At 34.4% G+C, this 2631-nt stretch carries 4 protein-coding genes; 2 read left to right on the top strand and 2 right to left on the bottom strand.

Translation table 11 applies throughout. The features are described 5' to 3' along the window. Together E1171_RS03150 and E1171_RS03155 are read left to right on the top strand one after the other, a co-directional pair. Positions 1-690 (top strand): GDP-L-fucose synthase family protein (locus E1171_RS03150; RefSeq protein WP_155203996.1); only part of this gene is annotated, 690 nt, incomplete at its 5' end. 199 nt (positions 691-889) lie between these two features. Beyond that, a complete protein-coding gene (locus E1171_RS03155) occupies positions 890-1669 on the top strand; it encodes a WecB/TagA/CpsF family glycosyltransferase (RefSeq protein ID WP_155203998.1) in 780 nt (259 codons plus the stop codon). A 242-nt stretch (positions 1670-1911) separates the two neighbouring features. On the opposite strand, the gene E1171_RS03160 is transcribed toward E1171_RS03155, so the two are convergent. Continuing rightward, entirely contained in the window at positions 1912-2277 is a 366-nt protein-coding gene (locus tag E1171_RS03160) for an avidin-fold protein (protein WP_155204000.1), read from the bottom strand. A gap of 97 nt (positions 2278-2374) precedes the next feature. Then, on the bottom strand, positions 2375-2572 hold the full coding sequence (locus E1171_RS03165; protein ID WP_155204002.1) for a hypothetical protein: 198 nt from the start codon (positions 2570-2572) through the stop codon (positions 2375-2377). Between the last annotated feature and the right edge of the window lie 59 nt (positions 2573-2631).

The following is a 2631-nucleotide window of genomic DNA, read 5'->3' on the forward strand; positions in this document are numbered from 1 at the left end:
ATGATTCAAACAAATGTAATTCATCAGGCCTATAAAAATAAGGTAAAGAAACTCTTGTTTTTGGGGTCTTCTTGTATTTATCCAAAGGAAGCTAAACAACCTCTCCGGGAGGAATACCTTTTGACAGGTCCTTTGGAAAAAACTAACGAAGCCTATGCCATAGCCAAAATAGCGGGTGTAAAAATGTGCGAATCATACCGAAAGCAATATAACTGTAATTTTATATCTGCTATGCCTACGAACTTATATGGTCCAAATGATAACTATGATTTAAAAACCTCTCATGTTTTACCAGCTTTGTTAAGAAAGTTTCATGAAGCGAAAATGTTAGGCATTCCTACTGTTGAAATATGGGGGACAGGGCTTCCCCGGAGAGAGTTTTTACATGTGGATGATCTTGCCGATGCCTGTCTTTTTTTGATGTTAAATTATAGTGGATGGGAAACCATTAATGTCGGGTCAGGAAAAGATTTGAGCATCAAGGAGCTGGCGGAATTGATAAAAGAAATTGTTGGGTTTAAAGGAGAGCTGTCTTTTGACCACAACAAGCCGGATGGAACTCTGAGAAAGTTGCTCGATGTAAGTAAATTGGAAAACCTGGGATGGAAACATCAGATTTCTTTACAACAGGGAATTAGAGAAGTTTATAAAACGGTTGAATGGGAAAAGATGGAAATTAAATATTCCTGATTCCAAGTTTGATGCTTTTTGTTTGGGAGCTTCATGGTAAAAGGATAATAGGATCTTTCTTTTGGATCCTGAAGATTAAGATGAATAAAGCAGCCATAAAGAAAATGAAAAAGCAAAAAGGATATGTGGAATCAATTAATCCATTCAATTCTAATCATTCTCAAAAATAAATTAATAGGATTTCTTACTCCAAGGTTTAATGGAAAAAAGAACTGTAATAAATTCTCAGATAACAACAGGTTCTTTTGATGAATTTATTGAAAATATTTTTGATTTAGTTGGTAGGAAAAAATCATCCTATGTTTGTTGTGCTAATGTTCATATGCTGATTGAAGCCTACAAGGATAATGCATTTAACAAAGTTTTAAATGAAGCTGATTTAGTAACGCCTGATGGGACTCCTTTATCAAAAGTAATAAAATGGTTTGATAAAATTGATCAAGAAAGAGTAGCCGGAATGGACTTGATGCCTACCCTATTGGAAGAAGCAGAAAGAAGAGGAAAATCTGTTTATTTTTATGGTTCCACCGTCGAGGTGTTGAGTAAAATAAGAAAGAAAGTATCTAAGAATTTTCCAAATTTAAACATTGCAGGCACGTTTTCTCCCCCTTTTCGGCCACTAATCGACTCCGAAGATCAGGAAGTTGTGGATGACATCAATATGGCAAATCCTGATATTTTATTTGTTGCATTGGGTTGTCCAAAACAGGAAAAGTGGATGGCTGCTCATAAGGAAAAACTTAATACCTGTATGATAGGTGTTGGGCAGTCTTTTATGGTCTTTGCGGGCGTGGAAAAAAGGCTTCCGCTATGGGCAAGAAACCTTTCCTTGGAGTGGGCATACCGTCTTTATCAGGAGCCCCGAAGGTTATGGAAAAGGTATCTTTTTACCAATTCAATGTTTATATTTTTAATACTTAGAAATCTTTTTCCTAAGTTATATAATCCTTTTTTGAAGAAAGGTCCTTCAAAACTTTAAACCAAATCCAGACCAAAAGCATCTAATTTTATTATCTAAGCTTTGACTGTTATTAAACACACCTTTAATTAATTCTAAGTTGTTTAATTTTATATCCTAATAAAAGCCATTTTTTTTCGCCAAAATGAGAAATGGTATCTCTAAGGGTGTTGGAAGGAAAATCTAATCTTGACTCATTACTATTTCCAATTCTCTTCTTTGCCTATATGGAAAGATTAAGAAAAGCAGCACATCCGATGGGATTACTGCATTTGTTCCGTCACTTCATCTATCTCCACAATTTCTGAAATCCCTGACGATTTGTCTCCTGATAACCATTGCCACTCCTCTTTAAATTTTAACTTACCATTATCTAAAAGCTCAGGAGTGGAAAGACATTTTCCTAACATAAATTCACCTGCTGTGTTTAAGTGATGATATCTCATATCTAGCTGCCCATTATCTAATACCTTCGCAATTAAATGGCCTTCAATTATACTTCCCCCTTTGTATTTGGCAGTAACTAGGTTTCCTGTTTGTTGATAGTAAAAAAGAGTTTGTGAATCAACTTCACCATTTTCTGTACTGTTTACCGGTTTAAATATCTTCCCATCTAAATTGTAGTTCATGGAGCTTCTTATTTTAATTTTTAATAGGTATTCTACCTAAATAAAAGCTGAATAAATCCCAATAGTCGGGTTAAGTTGTTTTATGTTTTTGAGAGGTTTAAGACTTGTCTATACTGTGGATTTCAAACTTTTGAAAATGTTTACGAATTTCTTCCCGAATGATGATCAAGACACTAATAGCATCATCCTCACTATTACTCCAGTCATGGCGGATTTCCAAATTTAGAGATTGTCTATATCGACTATTCAAGCTTCCGTAACCCGTAAATTCTACTTTATAGAATGATCTACCCATTTTAAAATTTTAACCTTATACCTATTTAAATTCCTGAAAATAGGTTTAATAGTTGAAAA

This window comes from Xanthovirga aplysinae (genome assembly GCF_009711365.1).
In the GTDB taxonomy this organism is placed as follows: domain Bacteria; phylum Bacteroidota; class Bacteroidia; order Cytophagales; family Cyclobacteriaceae; genus Xanthovirga; species Xanthovirga aplysinae.